Source organism: Sulfitobacter maritimus, assembly GCF_013346665.1.
Lineage (GTDB): Bacteria > Pseudomonadota > Alphaproteobacteria > Rhodobacterales > Rhodobacteraceae > Sulfitobacter > Sulfitobacter maritimus.
In genome coordinates, this window is sequence record NZ_JABVBB010000011.1 from 1 (window position 1) to 203 (window position 203).

1 rRNA gene is annotated in these 203 nt (G+C 42.9%); it reads right to left on the reverse strand.

Annotated elements, in window-relative coordinates:
* Positions 1-203: ribosomal RNA gene (locus HTT03_RS00050) — 23S ribosomal RNA — on the reverse strand; the annotation flags it as partial.

Consider the following 203-nt stretch of genomic DNA (forward strand, 5'->3'; position numbering starts at 1 on the left):
CCTTTCCTCCGGGTACTTAGATGTTTCAGTTCCCCGGGTTTGCCTTTTTAAGCCTATATATTCAGCCTAAAAATACCTGTTTTACCTCATTATTAGCTGCACCGAAGTGCAATAATAACAAAGTATCAGGTGGGTTGCCCCATTCAGAAATCCATGGATCAAAGCTTATTCTCAGCTCCCCATGGCTTATCGCAGAGTATCAC